Source organism: Pseudosulfitobacter pseudonitzschiae (genome assembly GCF_002222635.1).
Lineage (GTDB): Bacteria > Pseudomonadota > Alphaproteobacteria > Rhodobacterales > Rhodobacteraceae > Pseudosulfitobacter > Pseudosulfitobacter pseudonitzschiae_A.
Map to the genome: position 1 here is coordinate 99,720 of NZ_CP022418.1, position 24,259 is coordinate 123,978.

At 57.4% G+C, this 24,259-nt stretch carries 20 protein-coding genes and 3 pseudogenes; 19 read left to right on the forward strand and 4 right to left on the reverse strand.

What is annotated here, in order from left to right; genetic code table 11:
• Positions 1-137: 137 nt before the first annotated feature.
• From SULPSESMR1_RS21345 to SULPSESMR1_RS21390, 10 genes and pseudogenes are all read left to right on the forward strand, one after another.
• The gene (locus SULPSESMR1_RS21345) at positions 138-1,745 is read left to right on the forward strand and encodes an ABC transporter substrate-binding protein (RefSeq protein WP_089423086.1); all 1,608 of its coding nucleotides are present in this window, start codon (positions 138-140) and stop codon (positions 1,743-1,745) included.
• Positions 1,745-2,695 (forward strand): ABC transporter permease, encoded by a 951-nt coding sequence (locus SULPSESMR1_RS21350; protein WP_089423087.1) that lies wholly within the window; start codon positions 1,745-1,747, stop codon positions 2,693-2,695. The genes SULPSESMR1_RS21345 and SULPSESMR1_RS21350 overlap by 1 nt, the downstream gene beginning before the upstream one ends.
• The gene (locus SULPSESMR1_RS21355; protein ID WP_089423088.1) at positions 2,692-3,600 is read left to right on the forward strand and encodes an ABC transporter permease; all 909 of its coding nucleotides are present in this window, start codon (positions 2,692-2,694) and stop codon (positions 3,598-3,600) included. The genes SULPSESMR1_RS21350 and SULPSESMR1_RS21355 overlap by 4 nt, the downstream gene beginning before the upstream one ends.
• A complete protein-coding gene (locus tag SULPSESMR1_RS21360; RefSeq protein WP_089423089.1) occupies positions 3,597-4,547 on the forward strand; it encodes an ABC transporter ATP-binding protein in 951 nt (316 codons plus the stop codon). Before SULPSESMR1_RS21355 ends, SULPSESMR1_RS21360 begins: the two co-directional genes overlap by 4 nt.
• The gene (locus SULPSESMR1_RS21365; protein ID WP_089423090.1) at positions 4,544-5,566 is read left to right on the forward strand and encodes an oligopeptide/dipeptide ABC transporter ATP-binding protein; all 1,023 of its coding nucleotides are present in this window, start codon (positions 4,544-4,546) and stop codon (positions 5,564-5,566) included. Before SULPSESMR1_RS21360 ends, SULPSESMR1_RS21365 begins: the two co-directional genes overlap by 4 nt.
• 25 nt (positions 5,567-5,591) lie before the next feature.
• Positions 5,592-7,181 (forward strand): gamma-glutamyltransferase family protein, encoded by a 1,590-nt coding sequence (locus SULPSESMR1_RS21370; protein ID WP_089423091.1) that lies wholly within the window; start codon positions 5,592-5,594, stop codon positions 7,179-7,181.
• Positions 7,182-7,391: 210 nt separating this feature from the next.
• Positions 7,392-7,535 (forward strand): helix-turn-helix domain-containing protein, encoded by a 144-nt coding sequence (locus SULPSESMR1_RS21375; protein WP_089423092.1) that lies wholly within the window; start codon positions 7,392-7,394, stop codon positions 7,533-7,535.
• A 170-nt stretch (positions 7,536-7,705) separates the two neighbouring features.
• A pseudogene (locus tag SULPSESMR1_RS21380) lies at positions 7,706-8,245 on the forward strand (IS30 family transposase); the annotation flags it as partial.
• An 83-nt stretch (positions 8,246-8,328) separates the two neighbouring features.
• Positions 8,329-9,354 (forward strand): IS110 family transposase, encoded by a 1,026-nt coding sequence (locus SULPSESMR1_RS21385; protein ID WP_089422115.1) that lies wholly within the window; start codon positions 8,329-8,331, stop codon positions 9,352-9,354.
• A gap of 256 nt (positions 9,355-9,610) precedes the next feature.
• Positions 9,611-9,856, forward strand: a pseudogene (locus SULPSESMR1_RS21390) (transposase); the annotation flags it as partial.
• Between the two features lie 339 nt (positions 9,857-10,195).
• Here the strand turns inward: SULPSESMR1_RS21390 and SULPSESMR1_RS21395 are convergent.
• Positions 10,196-11,227 (reverse strand): IS110 family transposase, encoded by a 1,032-nt coding sequence (locus SULPSESMR1_RS21395; RefSeq protein ID WP_089423094.1) that lies wholly within the window; start codon positions 11,225-11,227, stop codon positions 10,196-10,198.
• A 117-nt stretch (positions 11,228-11,344) separates the two neighbouring features.
• Here SULPSESMR1_RS21395 and SULPSESMR1_RS21400 point away from each other — a divergent pair.
• The 8 genes and pseudogenes from SULPSESMR1_RS21400 to SULPSESMR1_RS21435 all read left to right on the forward strand — a co-directional run.
• Positions 11,345-11,590: pseudogene (locus SULPSESMR1_RS21400) on the forward strand (transposase); the annotation flags it as partial.
• Between the two features lie 384 nt (positions 11,591-11,974).
• Complete coding sequence (locus SULPSESMR1_RS21405; RefSeq protein ID WP_157729086.1) at positions 11,975-13,987, forward strand: VWA domain-containing protein; 2,013 nt, start codon at positions 11,975-11,977, stop codon at positions 13,985-13,987.
• 34 nt (positions 13,988-14,021) lie between these two features.
• A complete protein-coding gene (locus tag SULPSESMR1_RS21410) occupies positions 14,022-14,504 on the forward strand; it encodes a hypothetical protein (RefSeq protein ID WP_089423096.1) in 483 nt (160 codons plus the stop codon).
• 16 nt (positions 14,505-14,520) lie between these two features.
• Positions 14,521-15,318, forward strand: coding sequence for a hypothetical protein (locus SULPSESMR1_RS21415; RefSeq protein ID WP_089423097.1), 798 nt, complete (start codon positions 14,521-14,523; stop codon positions 15,316-15,318).
• Between the two features lie 18 nt (positions 15,319-15,336).
• Positions 15,337-17,184 carry a hypothetical protein gene (locus SULPSESMR1_RS21420; RefSeq protein WP_089423098.1) on the forward strand — a complete coding sequence of 616 codons (1,848 nt, stop codon included), beginning with the start codon at positions 15,337-15,339 and terminating at the stop codon, positions 17,182-17,184.
• A gap of 154 nt (positions 17,185-17,338) precedes the next feature.
• Complete coding sequence (locus SULPSESMR1_RS21425; RefSeq protein WP_157729087.1) at positions 17,339-17,929, forward strand: hypothetical protein; 591 nt, start codon at positions 17,339-17,341, stop codon at positions 17,927-17,929.
• Between the two features lie 53 nt (positions 17,930-17,982).
• Positions 17,983-19,830 (forward strand): hypothetical protein, encoded by a 1,848-nt coding sequence (locus SULPSESMR1_RS21430; protein ID WP_089423100.1) that lies wholly within the window; start codon positions 17,983-17,985, stop codon positions 19,828-19,830.
• 58 nt (positions 19,831-19,888) lie between these two features.
• The gene (locus SULPSESMR1_RS21435) at positions 19,889-20,461 is read left to right on the forward strand and encodes a hypothetical protein (protein WP_089423101.1); all 573 of its coding nucleotides are present in this window, start codon (positions 19,889-19,891) and stop codon (positions 20,459-20,461) included.
• A 31-nt stretch (positions 20,462-20,492) separates the two neighbouring features.
• Here SULPSESMR1_RS21435 and SULPSESMR1_RS21440 read toward each other — a convergent pair whose 3' ends face one another.
• The 3 genes from SULPSESMR1_RS21440 to SULPSESMR1_RS21450 form a co-directional block, all read right to left on the reverse strand.
• Positions 20,493-21,860, reverse strand: a complete 1,368-nt coding sequence (locus tag SULPSESMR1_RS21440) for a sensor histidine kinase (RefSeq protein ID WP_157729088.1) — start codon at positions 21,858-21,860, stop codon at positions 20,493-20,495.
• The gene (locus SULPSESMR1_RS21445) at positions 21,857-22,444 is read right to left on the reverse strand and encodes a molybdopterin-dependent oxidoreductase (RefSeq protein ID WP_205387980.1); all 588 of its coding nucleotides are present in this window, start codon (positions 22,442-22,444) and stop codon (positions 21,857-21,859) included. Before SULPSESMR1_RS21445 ends, SULPSESMR1_RS21440 begins: the two co-directional genes overlap by 4 nt.
• Before the next feature lie 129 nt (positions 22,445-22,573).
• Positions 22,574-23,560: a hypothetical protein gene (locus tag SULPSESMR1_RS21450; RefSeq protein ID WP_089423103.1), complete on the reverse strand. Its 987-nt coding sequence runs from the start codon at positions 23,558-23,560 to the stop codon at positions 22,574-22,576.
• 144 nt (positions 23,561-23,704) lie between these two features.
• On the opposite strand from SULPSESMR1_RS21450, the gene SULPSESMR1_RS21455 reads away from it, so the two are divergent.
• Positions 23,705-24,187 (forward strand): hypothetical protein, encoded by a 483-nt coding sequence (locus SULPSESMR1_RS21455; RefSeq protein WP_089423104.1) that lies wholly within the window; start codon positions 23,705-23,707, stop codon positions 24,185-24,187.
• Positions 24,188-24,259: the final 72 nt, after the last annotated feature.

Here is a 24,259-nt window from a genome sequence, read left to right on the forward strand (position 1 = left end):
AACGGGGAGAAAGGAACAAAAGAACCGTCCTGAGCCACAGTTTGATGCACTTGCCCATCACGCAGGAAAGCGTGGCAGCAGGATTATTCTGTTGGCGTTGGAAAATGGGAGGAGACCATACCACCAGGGGAAAAACTATGAAAAAGACCGACCACAAAAAGATTCTGGCCGAGCATATTTCTGTGCGTCTCGGCCGTCGTGCTGTGCTTAAGGGCATGGGCGCAGGCATCGTTGCTGCCTCTGCTGCGGGCAGTTTTCCGGCCATCGCCCGCGCTCAGTCTTCTGGCCACCTCAAGATCGCCTCGATCAAGGTTGTCGACACACTTGACCCGCATTTCACCGGCTTCTTGTCAGCGATCCAGATCATCAACAACATTCACAACGGTCTGCTCAAGATCGTCTACGACGGGGACATGGTCACCTTCGAGCCCGATCTCGCGGAAACATGGGACCTTGAAGACGACAAGACCCACGTGTTCAAGCTGCGCGAAGGTGTGATGTTCCACGACGGCACCCCCTGCGATGCAGAGGCGGTGAAATTCTCGCTGTTGCGTGTGAAAGAAGGGGAACCTAAGTCGCCCCACGCTTGGAAACTTGAGCTGCTCGAAGAGGTAGAGGTTGTCGATCCTCTGACCGTGAAGCTGCATTTCTCGCAGCCCTACGCTTTCTTGCCCGTTGCGTTGAACGGGTCCACCGGGCGCGCCGGCACCATCGTCAGCCCTGCTGCGGTCGAAAAATATGGCGCGGACTATGGGCGCAACCCTGTTGGCACCGGTCCGTTCAAGTTCGTCTCGTGGCGCGAAAACGACGCGATCGAACTGGTGGCAAACTCGGACTATTTCGAAGCGGGCATGCCCAAGCTTGAAAAGGTCACTTTCCTGCTGATGAACGAGGCCTCGACCGCGCTGGCCGCGCTCTTCTCGGGTCAGATTGACGGCATGACCGACTGCCCCATGCAACTGGTCGATCAGGTCGACAAGTTCCCCGGCGCGACGCTCTACGGCGAAATCGAGGGCAACTACACCTTCCTTGGCATGAACTGCAAGACGGGCCCCTTTACCGACATCAACCTGCGTCGCGCCGTCGCTTGGGCGCTGGATCGCGAAACGCTGGTGAAACAGGCCTACTTCGGGCGTGCCCAGCAAGCCTATACCCCGATTTCCCCGCCGATGACCGGTTATTTTGACCCAGATATCGCAACGTCGGGTCGTGGCCAGTGGTTTGACCTTGAAAAAGCCAAGGAATTCCGTGCGCTGGCGGAAAGTCAGGATGAGGTCGAAGTGACCTACATGATGGCCGAACGTGGCCCGGTCGGCACCCGTGTCGCCCAGACCATCGCGCCGATGCTGGCCCAGATCGGGATCAAGGTGAACCTTGAGCTGATCGAACCCGCCACCTGGGTTAAGCGCCGGAACGAAGGCGATTTCGACCTCTATGATTTCGAATGGGTCGCTGACCTCGATCCTGACGAAACGCTCTACCCGGAGTTCCGCTCTGACGGCGCCTGGAACTTTTGCGGCTGGGTCAACACCCAGTTCGACGACCTGTGCAAGCAGGCCCAGACTATTCTGGATGTCGAGGAACGCGCCGCGCTTTACCACAGGGCAGAGGACCTGTTGATGGACGAGGCCCCAATCGGGATCATGGCACATATGCCAATCTTCAAAGTGTTCTCGAACAAAGTGGTGGGTTTTGAATACATTCCAGCGGATCTCGTGAACCTGCATACAGTCAGCATGACCTGATGCTGGTCCAGGCCCTTATCAAGATCGGCCAGACGCTTGTCGTTCTGGTTATTGTCTCTTTTGCGACTTTCACGTTGCTCAAGATGGCACCGGGTGATCCGGTTCAGATCATGCTTGGCTCGGAATATTCGCAGGAATCCTACGATTCACTGACGGCCGAATTGGGCCTGGACCGCCCATTTCTTGCACAATACGCAAGCTGGGCACTGAACTTTGTGCAGGGCGACTGGGGCACCTCCTTTGTCGCCCGCACAGACATCTTTACCTACGGCTTCGAGGAGGCGCTTCCGGTCACCCTGACCCTCGCCTTCTTCTCGCTGGCCTTTGCGATATTGATCGGCGTGCCGCTTGGCGTTATTTCAGCGGTCCGCAAGGACACCGCTTTTGATGCGGGCGCAGCCGTATTTGCGCTGACGGGTACGGCCTTTCCGTCCTTTCTGCTGGGCATCCTGCTGATCTGGTTTTTCGGCGTGAAGCTTGGTTGGTTTCCGGTCATGGGCTATGTGTCGCCCTGGACCGACTTCTGGCGCGGCATCTATCATATGATCCTGCCGGGGCTGACCCTTTCGACCTATTTCATCGCCATGATCACGCGCCTGACCCGCGCCACGCTGATCGAGGTGCTGGATGAACCTTATATCGCCGCCGCCCGCGCCCGTGGAGAGCCGCAATGGCGGGTCGTCTGGGTGCACGGGGTGCGCAATATTGCCATGCCGCTGGTCACCATTCTCGGACTCCAGCTTGGCACATTGCTTCAGGGTACGGTGCTGACCGAAACCGTGTTCAACCTGCCCGGCATCGGGCAGATGCTCACCTCGGCCGTATTGGGACGTGAATATGCCGTTGTACAGGCCGGTGTGATGATGACCGCGTTTCTGTTCATCGGGGTGAACCTGCTGGTGGACATGTCCTATCCCATCCTCGATCCAAGACTGAGAGACCGTAAATGACTATGGATTCCATCGGTACCCCTGCGCCCGCGACCGTGCCTCCGGCCGGGCCGAACGGGCAGCGTTCCGGGCGTGCCCGACGTTCGATCTTCCTGCGGCGGCCTTATTTCACAGCGGCCCTGATTGTATCGGTCCTTTATGTTGCGGCTGCAATATTTGCCCCGCTTGTGGCACCCTACAATCCGGTCGCGCAATCGATCGACGCGATGATGCAGGGCCCCACAGCCACGCATCTGCTGGGCACCGACAGCTACGGGCAGGACATCTTGTCACGTGTGATCTACGGCGCCCGCTATGCGCTGATCATCGGCATCTTTTCGGTGCTGATCGGCGCGGCGGGAGGGCTGATTATCGGGCTGGCGGCAGGCCTATCGGGCGGTTGGGTGGAATGGCTGCTAATGCGTGTAATCGATGCGATCCTCGCGCTGCCGTCGCTGATCCTTGCTGTCGCCTTCATCGCCATCCTCGGGCAGGGGGTAGACAAAGTGGTGATTGCGGTTGGCCTGTCGCTGATCGGGCCCTTTGCCCGCACGGTCCGTGCCGATGTGATCCGTGTCCGCGTTCAGGGCTTTGTCGAGGCCGCACGCCTGATGTCCATCCCTTCGGCCCATGTCATCCGCCGTCACATCCTGCCAAACGTCGCCTTTCCGCTGGTGGTGCAGGTGACCATTCGCATATCCGAGGCAATCCTTGTGTCCTCCTCGCTGTCCTTCCTTGGCATTGGCGTCACACCCCCGACGCCCGATTGGGGTTTGATGATCGCCGAGGGGCGGGATTTCGTCAGCTTCGCCCCGTGGATGTCCGCCATGCCGGGGTTCGCCTTGGCACTGCTGTTGATCGCCCTGTCTATCGTGGGCGATGCCATCCGCGAGGAATTCGACCCGAAAAGCCGGAGGGGCGCATGACCGCTGATCCGCTTCTTTCCGTCACTGATCTGACAGTGCACCGTGGCGCTGCAAAGATCCTCGACCGCGTCAACCTGACCCTGCATGAGGGCGAAACTCTTGCGCTGGTCGGCGAAAGCGGGGCGGGCAAATCCACCATCGCGACGGCGCTGATGCAGCTTATGGACGATGCGCAAGTTGAGGGGCGCGCGGATTTGGCTGGAGCAGGGGACCTGCTGTCCCTGTCGCGCAAGCAGATGGTCGGGCTGCGTGGCCGCCGCCTGTCGATGATTTTTCAGGATGCCGGTGCCGCCCTGAACCCTGCCTATACCGTGGGTCACCAGCTGACCACAACGCTGCGCCGCAACCTTGGCCTTAAGCGGGTCGATGCGCACCGGCGTGCCGTCGAACTTTTTACCTCTGTCGGGATCAACGATGCCGAGGCGCGGCTGTCTGCCTTTCCGCACCAGCTTTCGGGTGGAATGCAGCAGCGGGTCATGGTGGCCATCGCCTTGGCCTGCAAGCCCGATCTGCTGCTGGCTGACGAGCCGACCTCGGCACTGGATGTGACCATTCAGGCGCAGATCATCCGGTTGATCTTGTCATTGACTCGCGAAAAGGGGGCAAGCTGCATATTTGTGCTGCACGACCTTGCTCTGGCCAGTCAGGCCTGTGACCGGATTGTCGTGCTTTACGCCGGGCAGGTGGTGGAATCTGGACCGGCCCGCGCGGTGCTGGACGACCATCGCCATCCCTATACCCGTCAGTTGAAAAGCTGTGTGGTCGAAATTGGCCGCAAAGATGTGGTTGCGCCGGAAGGGACCGTTCCCACCCACGACCGCATGCCCGTGGGTTGCCGATTTGCCACCCGCTGCCCCCGCGTTCAGGGCCGCTGTGCAACCGAGGTGCCACCCTTGACCAAAGGCGCTGCACCGGGCCACCTTTTTGCCTGCTGGAATCCACTATGACCGTTGCCGCGCCCTTCCCGACCAATGCCCCTGCCCAGCCGGTGTTCGAACTGATCGAGGTCGAGCAAATCTTTCACGTCCGTCCACCCGGCCGCCGATTTACCCGCGAACGGCTGGACCTTAGGGCACTTGACGGGGTGCGTCTGCGCGTGATGCAGGGTGCCTCGGTTGCGCTGGTGGGCGAAAGCGGGTCGGGGAAGTCCACGCTCCTGCGCGTTCTGCTGGGGCTTGACGCACCCAGCGGGGGGCAGGCTCTCTATCGCGGCCGACCCATCCGCAACGCCCGCGCGCGGGGCGCCGTATTCGCCCGCGACGTGGCGATGGTCTATCAGGATGCCCGCGGCTCTCTTAATCCGCGCATGACGGTCGAGGCGTTGATCGCCGAACCCCTGCGCCACTTTGACATCGTACCTGCGTGGGAAATTCCTGACCGTGTGGCCCTGCTGCTCGACCGCGTTGGCCTGCCTTCGGACGCCGGAAAACGTTACCCTGCCGGTCTGTCCGGCGGGCAGGTCCGCCGCGTCGCCATCGCCCGTGCACTGGCGTCCGAGCCTTCCGTTCTGGTCGCAGACGAGGCGGTATCGGGCCTCGATGTTTCCACGCAGGCGCAGCTTTTGACGCTGCTGCGCGGGCTTCAGCGTGAAATGGGGCTGACGCTGGTTTTCATCACCCATGACCTTGGCGTGGCCAGCTACCTTTGCGAAGAAATCGCGATCATGTACCTTGGCCGCATTGTCGAAAGAGGGCCAACTGATGCGGTCCTTGCCGCACCTGCGCATCCATATGCCGCCGCTTTGCGGGCCGCCGCGCCGCGTTTCTTTGAACCTATGCCCGATCCGCTGCCGGGGGAAATTCCCAGCCCGCTGGACCTGCCCAAGGGCTGCCGCTTTTCCTCACGCTGTCCGAATGTGCAACCGGACTGTCATGACCGCGATCCACACCTTGGCAGCTTCGGCGCTGACCGCGCCGTTGCTTGCCTTCACCCGCTGACCCTACCGGGCCTCGCGTCGAAGCCCTGACCCAAGCCCCTCAAAGGACCTACCAATGTTCGATTTCTTCTCTGCCCGCCGCCCCGACACGCTGGCCAGTCGCGCCATGATCGCCACCTCGCACCCGCTGGCCACAGCCGCCGGTCTCGATATCCTCACCGATGGGGGGAATGCGGTGGATGTCGCCATCGCAGCTGTCGCGGTGCAATGCGTGGTTGATCCGCTGATGACCGGCATCGGCGGCGATTGCTTTGCACTTTACGCACCCAAGGGCGGTGCAGTGAAGGCACTGAATGGTTCGGGCCGCGCCCCCGCCGCCGCGACGGTCGAGGCGCTCAAAGCTGCCGGCCTGACCGACCACATTCCCCAGACCTCGCCCCACGCCGTGACGATCCCCGGAGCGATCTCGGCCTGGTGTCGTCTGCATGAGGATCACGGCTCCCTGCCGCTGGATCGCATCTTCGCCCGCGCCATTGGCTATGCCGAGGACGGCTTTCCCGTCACCCCGCGCGTTGCGCAGGACTGGGCCGACAACGCTGCAATCGTTGGCAAGGACCCGGCCGCAGGTGTGCATTTTCTACCGGGCGGCAAATCGCCTGCACCGGGTTCTCGATTTGCCCAACCGTTGCTAGGGACCCGACTGCGCGAAATCGCCGCCCACGGTGCTAAAGCCTTTTACGAAGGCGAAACTGCCGCCAAAATGGCCGCTCACCTGCAAAGCCTCGGCGGGTTGCACACCGAGCAAGACTTTCACGACGCCCGTGATCAGGCCCATTGGGTGACACCGATTTCGACCGCTTACGCGGGACATGATGTTGTCGAATGTCCGCCCAACGGTCAGGGCCTTGCCGCACTGCTGATCCTGCGCATCCTGTCGAAAATCGACCTTGCGGCCGACATGAGCGAAGCCGACCGTATTCACATCCATGCGGAGGCCACCAAGATCGCTTATCATCACCGCGACGAACTGATTGCCGATCCAGAAAGCTGCCACGGCCTGACCGAAACCCTGCTATCGGACGAAATCGTCGATACACTCGCGGCCCGCATCGACATGACCCACGCGGGCACGCCTGCGCTCTGGGACGAGCCCGAGCATCGCGACACGATCTACCTTTGCGTGGTGGATGCGGAGGGCAACGCGCTGTCTTTCATCAATTCGATTTTCCACGGCTTCGGCTCGACACGATTTGACCCCACGACCGGAGTTCTTTTCCATTCACGCGGCGCATCGTTCCGGTTGATCGATGGGCACCCCAATGCCATTGCACCGTACAAACGGCCGATGCACACGATTATTCCGGGAATGCTTTGCAAGGACGGGCAGGCGGTCATGCCCTTCGGCGTGATGGGCGGCGATTATCAGGCTGCAGGCCACGCGGCCTTCCTGTCGAACGTCTTCGACCGGGGCATGTCGCTGCAAGAGGCGATGGACGCTCCCCGCAGTTTCGCATTCGGTGGCGAGCTTCAAATCGAACCCGGCGTCTCGGAAGCGGCGCGCGAGGAGCTTGCCAAGCGGGGCCACAAACTCAGGCTGATGACCAGCCCCATCGGCGGCTCTCAGGCGATCCTAATCGACACGCAGACCGGTATGCTTAGCGGTGGCAGCGACGCGCGGAAGGACGGGATGGCGCTCGGGTTCTGAGATTCGGTCTGGATTGGTCCACGAATGGCGGCGCTCCAAAGTTAGTAGCACTGCATCACCGCGCCACTATTTCACATTGCAGTGCCGTCGGGACAGGCATCCACGTCATCAAAGAATGCCACTTGGATCGACAAGAACCTTGCATTGGGTTGAGCGGCTTCTCAACGCTTCGAAAGCGTCTGGCATCGATTGCAGGCTCTGGGTCAGGATATGTCGATAGATGGCGCCGTTGCGCAGTTTGAGCAACGCGCGCTGCAAGAAGCGGGCGGCAATATATCAGCCGCAGCCCACCGCCTTGGCCTAACCCGGGCGAAGTTGGATTACCGCCTGACAGCGCAGGGTACCAAAACCTGAAAAGAACCAAGCCAAATTAATGGTACGCGAGCGCTCAGGTTTAGCGAACTTTAGCCCATTGTTTATTACATAACCATGCTTATGCGTGCAAAGGCTGTAGCCGGGTGCGCGCTACCTTGAAGTGCGACTCCTATTAGAAACCAATGGGTTATCTAATAGGAGATTATGGCATGGGAGCCGTTTACACGCAACTATCACTGAAAGAACGTCGCAAGATCGAGAACTGGTGGCACGCAAGGGTGCCCGTCAGAGAGATGGCACGCGTCTTGAACCGCCACAAATCGACGATCTTTCGCGAGATCAAACGCAATTTCTGGGCCGATGACGCCTTCCCGAAGAAGTATGCGGGCTACTTCGGTCACGCGGCTCAATTGCGGACAGATAAACGGAGATCTGTGCAGCGCAAGCTGATCCGGCATCCTGGGTTATGCCAGACGGTGATCGGACGCATAAAACAAGGCTGGACGCCTGAGCAGATCGGCAACCGGATGATCTATGAAGGTGCTGCGCTGCGCGTCTGCCAGGAGACGATCTATCGCTACATCTACTCCAAGGAAGGCATGGACCAGGAGCTTTGGTGGTACCTGCCCGAACATCGCAAGGCGCGCCGTCCGCGTCGAGCCAGAAAGCGTCAGGCGCCGAAATTCGACCGTGATGTCAGCATTTTGTTCCGTCCGGACGACGTGGCGCACCGCCGCCAGTTTGGTCATTGATGGTGTGGATGCCCCACCCCGGAACCGGCATCAAACTGTGCCATAGTGGTGATGTTGAAAGCACCAAACTGGAGGCAACCATGAATGAAGTTACAATGATCGGCGTCGACTTGGCAAAGTCCGTTTTCCAAGCGCACGGCGCGACGGCTGTCGGCGAACCTGTGTTCCGCAAGAAGCTGTCGCGGGGGCAATTTTTGAAGTTTTTAAGTGAGCAGCAGCCTTGCGTGGTAGCGATGGAGGCTTGTGCCTCTTCGCATTATTGGGGTCGCGAGATCCTGAAGCTGGGCCACGATGTTCGTCTGATCCCGCCGATCTACGTGAAGCCATTCGTCAAGCGTCAGAAGAATGACGCCAATGATGCAGAGGCTATTGCCGAAGCGGCAGTCCGACCGACCATGCGGTTTGTGCCTGTTAAATCAGCTGAACAGCAATCCCGTTCGATGATCTTCAAGACACGGGATTTGTTTGTTCGGCAACGTAACTCCATCATCAATGCGCTACGCGGCCATTTGATGGAGTATGGCATCATCGCCCCTCCCGGTCGGAACTTTGTGAAGAAACTAGCAGAACAGATAGAAAGCCCGGATTGTGACCTGCCTTCAATCGTTATTGAACTCAGCCGTGTCCATCTGGATCAGCTTAATGTGCTCACCGACAAAGTCGTTACGATAGAGCGGCGTCTAAAAGAGGAATCGAAGTCCGACCCAGAGACGATTCGACTACAGACCGCGCCCGGTATTGGTCCTGTGAGTGCAATGGCGATCAAGGCATTCTCTCCGCCGTTGGAAGGCTTCAAACGCGGCCGGGATTTTGCGGCATGGCTTGGTCTGGTCCCGGTTCAGAAATCGACAGGTGGGCGCCAAGTGTTAGGGCGAACATCAAAGATGGGGCAGCGCGACATTCGGCGACTGCTGATAATTGGGGCCATGACACGGATCAGATGGGCGATTAAAAATGGTCCACCCAAAGGCTCATGGCTTGAGCAAATGTTAGAGCGTAAGCCTCGCATGCTGGTAGCCATCGCGCTCGCCAACAAAACGGCGCGCATCATTTGGGCGATGATGACGAAACACGAAGATTATCGAGATCCGATCGCGGTAGCCTAAAGGCTGCATCGCTCGGTATGATGTGAGAAGGACATTGAGACAGTAAGGACAAATGATCGACTAGATCGAGGTTAGGAAAACCAGGCCTTCCCAGAGAGCTTAGCGCTCGTGTCATTGATATGGACCTGACCTTCGCATCGCCATACCGGCCCGCGGCATGTGAAACGCCGCAATCTGAGGCCTGACACATGACCGTACCCGATCACATGTTCAAACCGTTGATAATATTTCTTGCATCAAAGCGGGCATCCACACATGGGAGGCTGATTTGATGCTGTTCAAACAGAAGCTTGGACAATCGAACGTCACATCACTGGTCGAACGTGTCAGCCGGTTCACCGTGTTATTGAAGAACCCGAACAAGCGCACCAAACCGGTGATGGGCAAGATCATGAAAGCTGTCCGTGATCTGCCGCACATCGCGCGTCGCTCAATCACTTTCGATCGCGGCACAGAGTTCGTCAGCTGGCCCCACCTTCAGGCTGAGATCGGGACGCAAACCTGCGTTGTCTAATCGTATGGCCTCAGTCAACCCTCTTCAGAAAACACCAAAAGGGTCACGCGACGCGCGTTATTGTCCGAACATGCTCGGATAGTTGCCCTAATCTCGATGCCTCGACGCGGGAGAATGTAGCGTATGTCGGGAGCTTGGTTGTCTTCGCGGTCGGCACGATGGACCGCCGCATTTTGAGTTCCGCAGGTGAGGCCTTCCTATGTTCTGCACGCAGTCTTGAAGCGCTGCTGCCAAGTCTTTCGGAATGGCCCGACTTACGTCCACGACAGGGACGCCTCCCCGCATCAGGTAGATGACACGGTGAGATTGGTGAGCTGGCGAGTGCGCTTATGCAATTTCTCCAGCTGATGGATTGAAGGATTCACCGGTCTTAAGCATGGTGTGCATGATGACTGCGAGCTTGCGGGCAACAGCCACGGCGGCGCGTTTGAAACCAAGCCGTTCACGCAGCTGGAGCCCCCAAGTTTTAAGCTGGCTTTCAGTCGCGGCGCTTGTTCTTGTCAGCAAAGCTGTTGCCGCCTCATAAAGCAGGCCGCGCAGACGGGTGTCTCCCCTGCGAGAAATATGGCCGTTAAAGTCCACCTCTCCGGACTGATAACGCCGGGTTGTCAGACCGAGCCAAGCCCCAACCGATCGTGAGTTTTTGAAATTTTCCGGGGCTTCGATCGCTGCGACATAAGACATGGCCGTGATCGCCCCGATGCCTGGTATCGTCATCAGGAGTTTTGCATGTGAACTCTGCCGTGCTGCGGCGAGCACATGTCGGGTAAGGATTGCTACGCGTTCACGCACTTCGCGCCAGACTTCAAGTAATGGCAGGATAATCTGCCCTAATTGAGCTTGCCCTTCCAATAGCCCACGGACATTGAAATCAAACACACTACCTATGCCTTTGGGTACAATAAGACCGAAGGTCTTCAGGACACCTCGGATCTGATTTGTGAGCTGGGTTGTGATCGTCAGAAGTTGGGAACGCGCGCCGATTAACGTTCTGACCAGCATCGCATCGAACGACTTGACCCGCACGGCTTTATAAAAGCCAGTCTCTGCCAGGTGAGCCAGACCGTCGGCATCATTCGCATCGGTCTTATTGAGCGTTTCGCCGAGTATTTTTTGTGCATGTCGTGCTTCAATGCAGACGGTCGGCAGACCCTCCGCAGTTAAAGCATGGAAAAACCAAGTAGCCAGGGGCCCAGTTTCAAATACAACGCGCTCTGGGTCCGGTGCGTGCTTTCGAATTATTTGTGCAATGTCTTTCGGATCAGATGGGCATTTTCCACGCCAAATCCGCTTACCATCCTGCCGGATCGCAATCGCCGTATCTTTCAAAGAAACATCAAGTCCAATATGCTGACACATGGTTAATCTCCATCCAATGGTTTGACCGAACCATTTCACAAGCTCGATACTCAATCATATCGGCAGGTACCTCATTCCCAAACATCCATGCCTAAGTGTGAAGCGTCCCGCGATTACCCCATGTTCTGCGATCCGTCTTCACCCTGGCAGAAAGGCACCGTCGAAAACACCAATCGCCGCGCGCGAAGATGGCTGCCGAGGAAGCGCGACATCACGGCAGTCACAGATCATGAATTGAAAATGATCTGCGACCGCCTCAACGCCACACCCAGAAAATGCCTCGGCTGGAAGACGCCCGCCGAAGTGTTCCGCGAGAAGATGATGGTAGAGATGGACCGATCTCCCTACCCTCAGAAGCAATAGGAGTCGCACTTCAGGTATCGCTCACAGTCCGTTGAGGGCGTGGTCCGCTTGCCTGAACATTCCCACGCGGGTTGAACCAAATGTATAGCTTCATCCAAACAACGATCCGCCACGCCACGACCACTCAATTCAGATGCTGACCTCTCAAGTGTGACGCGGCATTACACCTTAACCCTGCCAAATATACGGACAACAGATAGAATATAAGCAATAATAGTACGTCTTTCCCCAGGGATCATTAATTGCAATGCCATTTCACATTGAGATGGTTGGATTCCCCCTTCAAACGAACGGGGACACATGGCTTGACCCCGATTAGACTTCAAACCGAGTCCCATGGCGCTGGGTGAGCGCGGGTTGCTAAAATGCTCGGAGACCAATCGCATGAAGAAAATCACCGTAGCTCTGTCAGTCTTGTTAGGGTTCTCACCTTTCACCGCCTCCGCCGCCGAAGGTGTGGTGATTGTTTATGACGGCTCTAACTCGATGTGGGGCCAGATCGACGGCGTCGCCAAGATCGAAACCGCGCGGGAAGTCATGGCCGATCTGGTCGAAACATGGCCACAATCGACCAATCTGGGGCTTCTGGCATACGGACACCGGCGCAAAGGTGATTGCAGTGACATAGAACTCATGATCCCGCCGGGCCCGGTAGATCGGGCATCATTTCTGGAAACCGTGAACGCCATCACGCCACGCGGCAAAACGCCATTGACCGATGCCGTGGTGCAGGCGGCCAAGAACCTGTCGTTTCGGGACAATCCCGCCACCGTCGTCCTGATTTCGGATGGCATAGAATCCTGTCAGGCCGATCCCTGTTCTATCTCCGCTCAGCTTGAGGAACAGGGCATTGCCTTCACCACCCATGTCATCGGTTTCGATATCGCGCGTGAAGATCAACGGCAGCTTTCATGCATCGCGGAAAATACCGGCGGAACTTTTGTACCGGCGCAGGATGCCAACGAGCTGCGCGGTGCAATAGCGCAAGTGCAGCAGGTTATAGAAGCACAGCCGGAGTCCGTACCAAGCGTTGAACCGGAGCCTGAACCTAAACAAGAGGTGTCGGTATCGGCCCCAAAAACTGTGGTAGCGGGAACCCTATTCGATGTTTCCTGGAGCGAGGCCTTGAATCCGCGCGATCTCGTGTTGATCGCACTGGTCGGATCGGAGGCCGATGCGAAATCGAGCTACCTTCCCGTGCGCGACGACACCGAAGGGAAACTGACCGCGCCGTCCGAGCCGGGACTTTACGAGGTGCGTTATCGGCTGGATGAGGGGCGGGTTATCCTGGCGTCTGCCCCGGTTGAGGTTGTGGCCGCCGACGTCAGCGTGACAGCGCCCGTCTCTGTGGTGGCCGGAACCGTTTTCGATGTTTCATGGAGCGAGACCCTGAACGCGCGCGATCTCGTGTTGATCGCACCGGTCGGATCGGAGGCTGATGCTAAATTGAGCTACCTTCCCGTGCGCGACGATATCGAAGGGAAACTGACCGCGCCGTCCGAGCCGGGACTTTACGAGGTGCGTTATCGGCTGGATGAGGGGCGGGTTATCCTGGCGTCTGCCCCGGTTGAGGTTGTGGCCGCCGACGTCAGCGTGACAGCGCCCGTCTCTGTGGTGGCCGGAACTGTTTTCGATGTTTCATGGAGCGAGACCCTGAACGCGCGCGATCTCGTGTTGATCGCACCGGTCGGTTCGGAGGCTGATGCTAAATTGAGCTACCTTCCCGTGCGCGACGATATCGAAGGGAAACTGACCGCGCCGTCCGAGCCGGGACTTTACGAGGTGCGTTATCGGCTGGATGAAGGGCGGGTTATTCTGGCCTCGGCACCCGTGGAAGTCACCGTCGCAGAGGTCGCATTAACGGCACCGGCATTGGTTCGTGCGGAAACGGAAATTCAGGTTTCCTGGCAGCCGTCTGTCAATCCTCGTGATCTGGTGCTTATCGCCCCGGCAGGCTCACCTGCCGATGAGAAACTCAGCTATGCTCCGGCCCGCACGGAGAATAAAACCACGCTGAAAGCACCTTCAGAACCTGGCCTTTACGAGGTGCGCTACAGGCTTGACGAAGGCCGCCGTGTGATCGCCGCCGTGCCACTCGAAGTCGTGCCGGCAGACGCGCCGCTCGACGATGGCGCAGGGCTGAATGCACCAGAAAGTGCTGCGCCAAGTGAGACTATAACAGTCTCTTGGACCATTGCGCCCGAAGACGCCGACCGCCGTGTGGCGCTGGCCAAGGCAGATGCGCCTGATTTCACATGGATTTCAGCCCATCCGGTGGGTGCTGAAACCGAAACGGAAATCATCCTGCCCAATGAACCCGGCCTATACGAGGTGCGTTTCCTCGATCTGAGCATCCAGAGCGTTCTGGGACGCACGATCGTCGCGGTCGGCGAATGACGCCTCACCCAATGATACAACGGAGAACCCTCCCATGCGCAACTTGACCATAGCATTCGCCGGTCTTTTCTTCGCGGCCATGCCCGCTTTTGCGGCCGACCCCGGTGGCACGGTGACGGGCACCATCGACGGTGAAGAAGTCGAACTGTCCGTCTTTTCCCAGCAATCGGATTACGGAAACTCTCACATTTCCCTTTACATCATAGGCGATGCTCTGGGGGGGCGTGGTCTGGGTGCCATGAGTTTGGGTGCCGAATGGATGGGTAATCTGGACGGAAACTTCTCGCATGTGGAAGTCAGTACGCGAATGCACGAAAACCCCCTTCGCATGTATTACGGCGACGATGATGACGGGCTGACCCTGACTCTTACGAATTCCGCCATCGCCGGCGATCTGTTGGAGATCTCCGGCCGGGTGCAAGGGACCCTGACCCAAATGGACAGGATCGGCCACAAGAACCCCGATCCCGACGATACATTCAGCATCGACCTGAGTTTCGATGCTGTTCTGGAATAATTGTGAGGGCCGGACAATGTTTCGCAAGCTTTTCCTAGTCATCCTCTTGTCCATCGTCGCCACGGCGCAGGCGCATGCCCAATCGGGCAGTGAAGCCTGCCCCACGGCACCGCGCGACCTGCTGGCGGGGCTCGATGGCACATGGTCGGTTCAGCAGGGCGCGGGGGTGATGATCGTTCCGGTCATGGGAGCTATGCCATTGCCGCCGCATGAACCCTTGCGTCTGACGATGGCCTACGATCCGGAAACCGGTACATCGCAATTGACGGGAAATGGCCCGGACGAACAATTGATCATGTTTCCGACCCATGAATCGTTGGTCCCGCAAATCCAGGAGCTGGTGAGCGAGGCCGACAAGGAAGGCCTTCTGAATACCGGGGAAGACTGCGACTGGTACGCGCTGCCACTGATGGTCGGAACCAAAACCTATTCGCTTGATGCGCCCGCGTCACCCTACGGAACAACGGTGATCGCGCTGGCGCTTCCCGACGAATTGTCGAAGTCGATGCCGGTGCGTAGGTCGACGATGGTATGTTTTACCAGTAGGGAAAAGCAGGCCATCGGCGATTTCATAAGTGATAATGCCACCGCAGATTATGTCGTAAACACGATCATTCCAGCCATGGAGAAGGCTGGAAAGCTATATGTTATGGACGATTTCATTCCATGTACACTGCCTGGCACCGGTGACATGACCATGACATTGCTGGTCAAGTTCCAGAGCCCCAATTCCGGCACCGGAATGCTCATCTTCGAGGTCAACCAGAACGGAACGCGGGCCATCGCCAAGGCGCCCGTGACAATGAGCCGGTGACCGCGAAGGAGACCTCCGATGCCTCATGCCGTTGATCGAATTTTCTGGCTCATCAGATCGGCGATAATCCCTGTCGGTCTCGCCATGCTGGCAGCAGCCGTTCTGACGACATCTTCACAGGCACAGGAATGGCCGACGACCGATTGGCAGCCGGTTTGCTATGAATATCGGGCCTCAGATTGCGACTTGCAGGACGAAGGCATCACTGTCTCGCTTGAGCAACTGCGCGAAGCGAGCCGATATTTCAGCGCGCTGGGTTTTCGTCCACCCGCAATAGACAGGCGATACGCCAACTCGGATATATTGGGCACCTATCCGGCATTCTTCGAGCAACAACCCTGGGGTGATGGAAACACATGGGGTGCATATCACCCGGAAACGGAGCTTCTGCGCCTCTCTTACGAGGACTATTGGGTCTTCGACAGGGAAGGCGTCTGGTTCATGTACACACCCACGCATGAATTGTTTCATGCCATCCAGTTTGCCTACCCGGCACTCGCGGCGCTTTGGGACACTGGCAAGGAGGGTGAATGGATTATCGAGGGCACCGCAGTTGCAGCCGAAGCAGTACGCGCCGGGGACGTCGACGCGATTCGGCGTACGGCAGCTCTCGATTCTCCATTGTACGACATGCGTACGCTCAGTGGGGTTGAGAGCCGATATCTGTCCTACCCGTTCTGGCTCTACCTCGCTGACCGCTACGGCGGTGGCCTCCCCGACGGCATAACCATTTTGCACGACATCTTTAGCGATGCGGATAACTACGGGACACGCCGAAGGGCGATCGACATGATAGATGGCGCATTGCGGCGGTATGACCCCGAAGGACTGTACGACATCTATCCTTCGTTCATTGCCGAATATGGCGCCGAACAGAACCGATATTCGGACGTGGATACATATGACGTATTGCCTCCCGAAGATGCTCATCCGGGGCTTTATAATCTTCAGATTGACGGAACAGTCGCACCCCTCGCCGCAAAACCCTACCACATTCGGGCCATAGGAGTACCTGCCGGTGAGGATCACGAGGCCAGCGAAGTCGAAATCCGGCTCGAAACTGAAAACCCCGAAGCTCTGCACCTCATCGTCGATGATACCCGGTTTGATGCGATCACGAGATCATCGGGTGGAGAGCGCAACGTCTATACAGCGAAATTCCGCGGAGACTTAGCCACTGACGTTTTTCCGGTCGACGAATATTTCGTCCGCGTCGTCAATGTTTCTCGCGATCCGGCAGCCTACAGAGATCATAATTTCAAGCTGATCGTAACGGTCTACCATGAATACGCGTTCATGCAGAGCAATGGTAAAGCGGGTTCCCAATCCGGCTTGGCCGAACAAATTTCAAGCGCCTCGATGGAAAAACTCGATCGGATGTCCGGCTATCTTTCTCCACATGGTGGTCATCAAACCACACTAGAAATGGGCCTGTCCAACCCGTGCGTGTTGCGACTTCAGCTCTTTGACGAAGGGCGGAATCCCGATGCAGTATACTTCCAAATGAATCATGACGGTCCGATCGCGCCAGGAAGCTATCCGATCGTCAGTGAGCCGCGCGGGATTCGACCAGAGAATTATCCGAACCAAGTGCTTGCAGGGTTCACACTGGGTGAACTCCATCCTTTGGCGCAAGGCTATCCCCAGATATATGACGCCACGGGAGGCGTGTTGACCCTGACGACTGTGACGTCAAACTGGATAGTGGGAAGTGGACGCATCCTTGGCACTTTGCGTTCAAAGGGCTATGTCAGTGGCGGCCCTCCACCCGATGGGCCAAATCCTCACGCCATCGAGATCGATTTCAGCATCCGCAATCAATGGTCTACGTTGGATAGCGACGCTTGCGTTGTGAGTAGGCCATAGAGATCCAAGCCTCCGCAGCCCCGCGATGGGCGGCTGCCCCCTTCAAACGAACGGGGCGCGTAATCCCTAGCCATGATATCGGAATCTGAACATTCGAATAGCGAACTGATTGACAATTAGGAACGGGATCGCAATGCAGTGCAGAATCTATGGCTTGGCCCTCTTCATAGGCCTTGTTTCCCAGCCGGTGAGTGCGGAAGAATTCGGTCGAGTCACGTTCAGTTTCGACGGGGAGGAGAAGGAATGGTTCACGGTCATAGATCAATCCGGTGGAAGAACCCAAGCATCTGCTAGACTTAGTATTTCCAGACTTGCGGACACCATAACAATTGATGCCTATGAGGAACCGCGGTTTTCCGGGGGAGAAATTCTCAACATCCAGTTGATATACTCGAAGGGTATTCAATCTGTACAATCGCAGTTGCCAGAACACCTTCGGCAGCGAATTCGGGGGCTTCCGAACAATCCCAGCGGCGAAGATGAGCCTGAAAGCATCGACTATGCGCACCCTACTCCAGATATTATCCTTTTCACCGATGGCATGACCGGGCCCGTATGGGACGGACGCGGCGAACAAATTGAAATCCAGTCATATGATTTTTCCGGCGAGGTCGGACGGATAACGGCGCAATTCTCGACAGAATTTTGCCGTGCCGAGGAACTCTATGCCGATCCCGACGAAAGCAACTGTCAGCAAATTTCGGGCTCTATCGAAACGCAGGTCCAGCTTCCCGAAGATGGCTGATCAAGAAGGGATCATGTGTGTGCCAGTTAATAATATCACAGGGGAAGCCTTGCATGCAGTTTGTCGTGGGGCGTCTCAGTTGGCTTCTCGCAAGGACGGCACAGCTTACCGCTTCAATCATGGCAGCTTCAGCCGTTCTGGCGCCACCGATGCTGGCGGAAGAATGGTCTACGACCGAGTGGAACGCGAATTGTATCGAAGCCAGAGATATTGTTTGCGATCTCGAGGATAGCCGGGTCGAAGGCCTGCTCGATCAACTGAGCGAGACAAGCCGAACGCTGGAGGCCATAGGATTTCGCCCACCGCAGGTTTTGCCGGAGGAAGGATTTTTACAAAGTTCCCCATACATCGTCCATGTGCAGGAGCCGGCCATCGCTTGCGACATTGGTCCCTGCGTTGGCGGGTACAGTTTCAACGATGAAATCTTGTCCATAGCCTATGGGTTGCGCGTCACACTGGACGAGGTGCTGGTCCACGAGGTCTTTCATGCCGTCCAGGCCGCGTATGGCGTCGAGAGCATCTTTATGGATGACGGCAAGGATTGGGTTCTGGAAGGGATGGCCGAAGCCTTGGGCCTCGCGTTGTCAGAAAACCAGGGTGCTTCAGGCCATTATGGGACGCCTTATCTCGATTATCCGCTAAACGACCCGGCAACTTCAGCTGGTACTCCCGCCGACAACAGATACGCGACCTTTCCCTTCTGGTTGTATCTGGCAAAGCGATATGGAGGTGCACCACCCGGGCGATACCATATTTTCGATGTGTTTTTGGCTGAGGCGGAAAGGGTATCCAATGCTCTTCCTTCTTCCGGCAACTCATCTCCCAGGGGCTCAGTCCCAATCGCCGACGCCGCGCTAAAGGCATTCGACCCCAACGGGCTATACGATATCTTCCCGGCCTTTATTGCCGAAGTGGGCAACAATCGGAACTTCTTTGAGAGCGTGGCCGAAGTGAAACCGGTCCTTGGTCAACCGGGCAATGTTTCGGTGGAGACGGAGGCGAGTGTGAGGCCACTTGCAGCCCGCGCCTTTACTATCAGTATTCCCGAGCGGGCAAGTCTGACAAGCACAGGTAGCCGTGCTGTAGAAGTTCGACTGGTGTCGGATGATCCAGATGCGCTCCATTTGATCGTGGGAGATAACCGATACGACGAAGTCTCGGGGCCCAATCGCAACGTTTACTTCGAGGCTGGCGAAGACCTGGATCGCGAACTCTTTATCCGCGTCGCCAATGTCGGCCGCGACCCTGCCGCCTATAAAGATCAGAATTTCAAGCTAATCGTGACGATCTACCATGAATATATCGAGATGACGGGGCCCAACTCTGCCAGTCCGAACGATGTGGGGACGGACTATGCAGCTATCGACGCGCCAATTACGGTTTCAGGAAGGGTGTTCAGCCAGTTCTGGGGACCGATGCGCCTGCGGCTAATCCTCGAAGCCGGGCTGGATCAGCCCTGCATGTTTCAGCTCGACGCGTTCGGGAAAGACGAGCTCATAGGTATCAGCTTGATGTTGCTTCAGAATGGTCCCATGCGGCCGGGCGATTATCCGATTGCCCATCCCGGACCAAAGGAGATTGTAGGCCAGCAAGATCATGCCAGAGACTATGCAGGTCAGGTCGTGGCGACCTTCGTTCTGGACGAGAAGCATCCACTCGTCGGTGAATACGGGATGCAATACATGGGCCAGGCCGGCGTTCTGACAATCGAGTCGATCTCGCCCCATTGGGTTACCGGACACGTGCACATCGCGGGAACATGGACGACAACCCGTCCCACCTCCCTACCGTATGATGCCCCGCCTGCCGGGCCGACCGACCTTACAATCGAAATGGCTTTCAGCGTTTCCAACGCCGCGATTGCGTCTCGCGTCAATACCGCCTCCTGCATTGGACCATAGGCGTCAGGGATTGCAGAAAGTCTGCGACCAGTTCACACACGAAACGGGACATGAGGTTATGAATTACCATCTCAAATCGTTTTGCAGCGCGCTTGCATCCAGCGCGGCGCTCACCATGTCACTCATGCCACTTCCTGCCCTGGCGCAAGACGCCGAGCCGATGGTGTTCTGCGAGTATCAGCCATCGCTGGAGGAACTCGTCGGGGATTATATGGTGACGACCGGACCGGGTGTATTGTCGTCAGGCGGTGTCAAAATTCCGATGCCAGATGTTCAGACACATCGTGCAACCCTTGCCCTGATTGACGGCGTGCTGGTTCTTTATGCCGAGGACACCCCACCCATTGATCTGATGCCCGTTAGCGGTAGTGAACCGGACTGGGAGTGGTCCGAGTCCGACGACATCCAGATGCCCAGCAGCGAAGACGTGCGCCTGATGGAGGGATGCGACATCAACACGTTTCTCAGGCTCACCGGCAGGGGGATTGCAACCTCTCAGGAAGGCCGGACATTCGATTACAACATTAACCTTATCGCCAGCAAGGGATTGCTTTATGGTTTGCAATCGTCATGGTCGGTTGATGGCATGACGATGGATCTGCGCCTCACGCTGTCTGAAATCGACGGTTGATTGCAATCAAATTTCCCGAACCTCTACAACTTCAAGCAGTTGAGCGTTGGGCATTGGATTCCGCGTCGGGGGTTCCCCAGTCGATCGGCAGTTTGAGCGTGAAGGTCGAGCCGATTCCCGCATGGCTGATGCATTCCAGTTCGCCCCCCAGAAGCGTTGCTAATTGGGAGGCGATGGAAAGCCCGACGCCGATACCGGGAACGCCTTCCGAGGTGCTGGCGCGATAGAAGCGCCCAAACAGCTTTTCCTGTTCTTCATCGGAGATACCCACACCGCTATCCAGAACCGCAAAGCAAATCTGCCTGTTCAGTGCCGAAACCCGGATGGAGACAGGTTCAGTTTCAGGTGAGTATTTCACGGCGTTCGAAACGAGATTGTTCAGAATCTGCTCAGCCAGAAGCGCGTCGGTTTCGATAAACGGGGGCACCTCATCGGCGATCTGCACCTTTATGACGTGACCAGGAGTCTCGGCCAGCTGACCTGCTCTGACCCGATTGACGAGCGTTTCGATATTGCAAACCCCCGGGTCGGCCGTCACATGCCCCGCTTCAAGTCGAACGACATCAAGAGTCGCGCCGATCAGATCGGTCAGCCCCCCGACTTCAGCCCGGACCTGCTCCGCCCGCCGTTCGATTTCAGTCGGTTTCATGGTGCGCCCGCTCCGTAGCAGACGCTGCATCGCGGAATCAATCACGGCGAGCGGTGTGCGAAACTGATGCGAAACAAGGGCTACGAAGCTGCGATAGGCTTCAGCGATTTCCTGTTCGCGCTCGAAAGAACGCAGGAAACGTTGGCGCCCAGCCATGGCGCGCAACATGGTAACTGACAGAAATACCCCGAGCGCGACAATCGCCAGGATGGAGGTAATGACCTGCAGGATAGACTGACGCTGCTTGTCGAGCCGCGCGCCGGTGGCTTCCCATTGTCTGACCATAGAACGATTGCCGGCCTGCCCCAACTCCTGGATCAGCGGCCCCAGAACTTCGTGGATCGCGGCCACGGTTCCGGTATTGCCAAAAGACAGGTTGAGGATTTCACCCTCAAACGCTCTGATCTCCTGTTCAGCCAAGGCGAGATTGTCGCTCATGCCAAGATCGCTCATATATCGCAGTTGCGGTCCTTCGGAAAGGAGAGTCAGGCGGCTGAGCAAGACATTGTATCGCCTTTCAATATCGGCCGTCGATTGCGGCAGAGCCACATACCGAGTAACCGCAGCATCGAGAAGGAGCGCGGCAGACTGGGTGCGCGAAATCGCCCACAGCATGTTGTCGCCTTCATTCTCGCGCATCTCGGCCTCTGTTTCCGCAAGCCTGAACAGGGCGAATATGAGCAAGATAGCAAATGCGACGATGGCGGTCCCCGCCACGACATAAGCGATTATGTCGTTTCTCCGGGTCAATGCACTTCCAACTCGATGAGTTGCCAGACCCATCGGTAATCGTAGCGGATATCCTGCAATTCTTCGTGGTCATCGCGTGGATAGACGATCCAGAACGGCCCCTTGTCGCTGGGCAGCAGGCGCTTGCCGTCCATGCTGGCGGCGATGAGCACATCGAACCGCGAAAAATCCTCCATCGGGATCTCGATGACATAGTCGTTGAGCGCGACAGCCGTCACCCCCGTGCCTTCAGCGCCGACGTAATCGAGTAGATCCCGCATCAGGAAACCATCGAACCGCTTTACGCCATCGGTTACGACAGTCGTCGTTTCCAGAGTTGTCCAAGGCAACGCTCTGAGCATTTCCTCGTCGAACACCGCCATATGATCGCGGTTGGTCTGAGATATATTGCCGGTAATGGTCAGAACGACCTCACCCGCGGGAGCGGGGAAGGTTCCTTCTTCCGCGTTGGTGACCGGTGCAGAAAGACTTGTTGCCGCGAACACAAATGCGGCGCGCGCCGTTCTTTGCGCCCATATCATCCGCCGGGCATCGCCCTTTCCTCTCAAAGGGTGGGCTGCGCAGGCAAGTGTGTGTCGTAACATCGTTCTCCCCCTCGTCACCAAATAGGAGTATCAAACGCCTTTAACGACTTTCGTTCAACTACAGATAGCCGAAAGACTGGGATGATGCCCGCTTCGTTCACGCTGGCCGGCAGGTGACTCACGATGGTCTCAGCCGTTCGTTCGTGCCTGCCCATCCTGCTCGGCACGAGGCGGCTGGTAGGACAATGCTTTTTCTTTGAGTCTGGAGAACTTCTTTGACAGTTGTTCCAGCTTGGCTTCCCACGCCGGATCGGGAATCTGACCTTCGATGGTGCGGAAATAGACCTCCATCATGCAGGTCACGGCGAAGGGTTCCAGCAGGGCCGCCTTGACCGACCACGCAAAAAGCAGCGCGAAAACGATCCCACCGGCCGACCATGCTCCGGGAATAAGATAGACGGCCAGCGCCGCCGGGGCGAGCATGACAAGAAAAACCACGAAGGACAGCCCATAGACGATCAGGGCCAGCCAGGCCGCATTCTTGAGCATGGGCTTGTAGTTCTGCGCATAGAGAACCACCCCGGTTTGCGCGGAAGCCCAGGCATTATCGGATTTCGTGCGGATCGCATAGGCTAGGATAACCTCGTCGATAAAGCCAACGGCAATGCGCAGAAACGCACGCAGAATTGCGACCAGCTGCTGCGCGCCGGGGATCGGCAGAATGCTGACAATGCCGCGCACCAGCCCAGTGATGGCGCGCAACACGCCCTTGACCAGTTGATCGATCCCGAACAGCACACTGGCCTGCGCAAATCGCTGCGTCACTTCCTCGCGTGCATATGAGATTTGCGACCGTCCTTCGGGCATTTCTTCACCCTCGAGCAATTTGATCAAAACGGCGATATGACCGGCCTTGACGACATAAAGGATATACTCGCGCGCCAGATACATCACAGCGGCAACCGCGCCGAAGCCGAACACGCCGCCCCACAGCGTCGCGCTGGCCTGAAATCCTTCATCGCCAAAACCACCGATCCCCCAGCCGATCCCGGCGCCTGCACCGGTCATCAGAACATAGGCGAGAGTGGCGCCGAAATAGACCGCCATACGCAGCAATACGAAGGGCAAGGTCTTCACCATCAGCCCCAGCGCTCGACCGACCGAAAAATCCCACATGTATCCGTTGCTCCAGTCTACCAGATATATCCTCGTCACAGGTTATTGCGTCCCACGCTACGCGTCCCCCTCCATTTGCAGGGGGAGAAGCATTCAGTTTCCGGTTAGAGTTCACTAAAACACCGCATGAAAGGATGAACACAGATGTGGAAACCGGTTCTCACGATTCTCATGGCGACGTCGGCACTCGTTTTGGGTATGTCGCTGTCGGCGGTAGGGCAAACCTCCATCGACAGATCCCCCGAGGCCGAGGCAATCGTCATTGTCGAAAGCGCGGAATATCAATTTTCCGGTAATTGTTTGCTCATGAGTCGAGGCAACGCAACTCAGCTTAGAATGACGGTTCCAGGCAGTGGGCCCGATGGCGCGCACGTATATCTTGTACTCTACGCCACGACATTTGCACCAACCCAGTTCACGATTTACGCCGCCCCCACTCCCGAAGGCGCCCAAAACGCATCCTCGAACGATGACCAATCAGCATGGCTTGTGCGCGGTGGAGCCAGCCAGGAAGGGGTCGAGTTTTCACCGGGCTCACTGTCTGCGGACATGACAGCCTCCGTCTACGCCAACGGCGAGAAGGTGATCGACGAAACCACCGCTCGGCTTGATATTGCCGGGTGCTGATGCGCTCACCGAAAAGTTTACGCCGCAATCGAGCATGGTATTTTGTTCAACCAGCGTGTTTATTCGGTCGTA

What these genes read in the sequence shown, in the direction of transcription:
- SULPSESMR1_RS21345 (WP_089423086.1), top strand. Translation starts at nt 138, where the DNA reads ATGAAAAAGACCGACCACAAAAAGATTCTGGCCGAGCATATTTCTGTG.
- SULPSESMR1_RS21350 (WP_089423087.1), top strand. Translation starts at nt 1,745, where the DNA reads ATGCTGGTCCAGGCCCTTATCAAGATCGGCCAGACGCTTGTCGTTCTG.
- SULPSESMR1_RS21355 (WP_089423088.1), top strand. Translation starts at nt 2,692, where the DNA reads ATGACTATGGATTCCATCGGTACCCCTGCGCCCGCGACCGTGCCTCCG.
- SULPSESMR1_RS21360 (WP_089423089.1), top strand. Translation starts at nt 3,597, where the DNA reads ATGACCGCTGATCCGCTTCTTTCCGTCACTGATCTGACAGTGCACCGT.
- SULPSESMR1_RS21365 (WP_089423090.1), top strand. Translation starts at nt 4,544, where the DNA reads ATGACCGTTGCCGCGCCCTTCCCGACCAATGCCCCTGCCCAGCCGGTG.
- SULPSESMR1_RS21370 (WP_089423091.1), top strand. Translation starts at nt 5,592, where the DNA reads ATGTTCGATTTCTTCTCTGCCCGCCGCCCCGACACGCTGGCCAGTCGC.
- SULPSESMR1_RS21375 (WP_089423092.1), top strand. Translation starts at nt 7,392, where the DNA reads ATGTCGATAGATGGCGCCGTTGCGCAGTTTGAGCAACGCGCGCTGCAA.
- SULPSESMR1_RS21385 (WP_089422115.1), top strand. Translation starts at nt 8,329, where the DNA reads ATGAATGAAGTTACAATGATCGGCGTCGACTTGGCAAAGTCCGTTTTC.
- SULPSESMR1_RS21395 (WP_089423094.1), bottom strand. Translation starts at nt 11,227, where the DNA reads ATGTGTCAGCATATTGGACTTGATGTTTCTTTGAAAGATACGGCGATT.
- SULPSESMR1_RS21405 (WP_157729086.1), top strand. Translation starts at nt 11,975, where the DNA reads ATGAAGAAAATCACCGTAGCTCTGTCAGTCTTGTTAGGGTTCTCACCT.
- SULPSESMR1_RS21410 (WP_089423096.1), top strand. Translation starts at nt 14,022, where the DNA reads ATGCGCAACTTGACCATAGCATTCGCCGGTCTTTTCTTCGCGGCCATG.
- SULPSESMR1_RS21415 (WP_089423097.1), top strand. Translation starts at nt 14,521, where the DNA reads ATGTTTCGCAAGCTTTTCCTAGTCATCCTCTTGTCCATCGTCGCCACG.
- SULPSESMR1_RS21420 (WP_089423098.1), top strand. Translation starts at nt 15,337, where the DNA reads ATGCCTCATGCCGTTGATCGAATTTTCTGGCTCATCAGATCGGCGATA.
- SULPSESMR1_RS21430 (WP_089423100.1), top strand. Translation starts at nt 17,983, where the DNA reads ATGCAGTTTGTCGTGGGGCGTCTCAGTTGGCTTCTCGCAAGGACGGCA.
- SULPSESMR1_RS21435 (WP_089423101.1), top strand. Translation starts at nt 19,889, where the DNA reads ATGAATTACCATCTCAAATCGTTTTGCAGCGCGCTTGCATCCAGCGCG.
- SULPSESMR1_RS21445 (WP_205387980.1), bottom strand. Translation starts at nt 22,444, where the DNA reads ATGTTACGACACACACTTGCCTGCGCAGCCCACCCTTTGAGAGGAAAG.
- SULPSESMR1_RS21450 (WP_089423103.1), bottom strand. Translation starts at nt 23,560, where the DNA reads ATGTGGGATTTTTCGGTCGGTCGAGCGCTGGGGCTGATGGTGAAGACC.
- SULPSESMR1_RS21455 (WP_089423104.1), top strand. Translation starts at nt 23,705, where the DNA reads ATGTGGAAACCGGTTCTCACGATTCTCATGGCGACGTCGGCACTCGTT.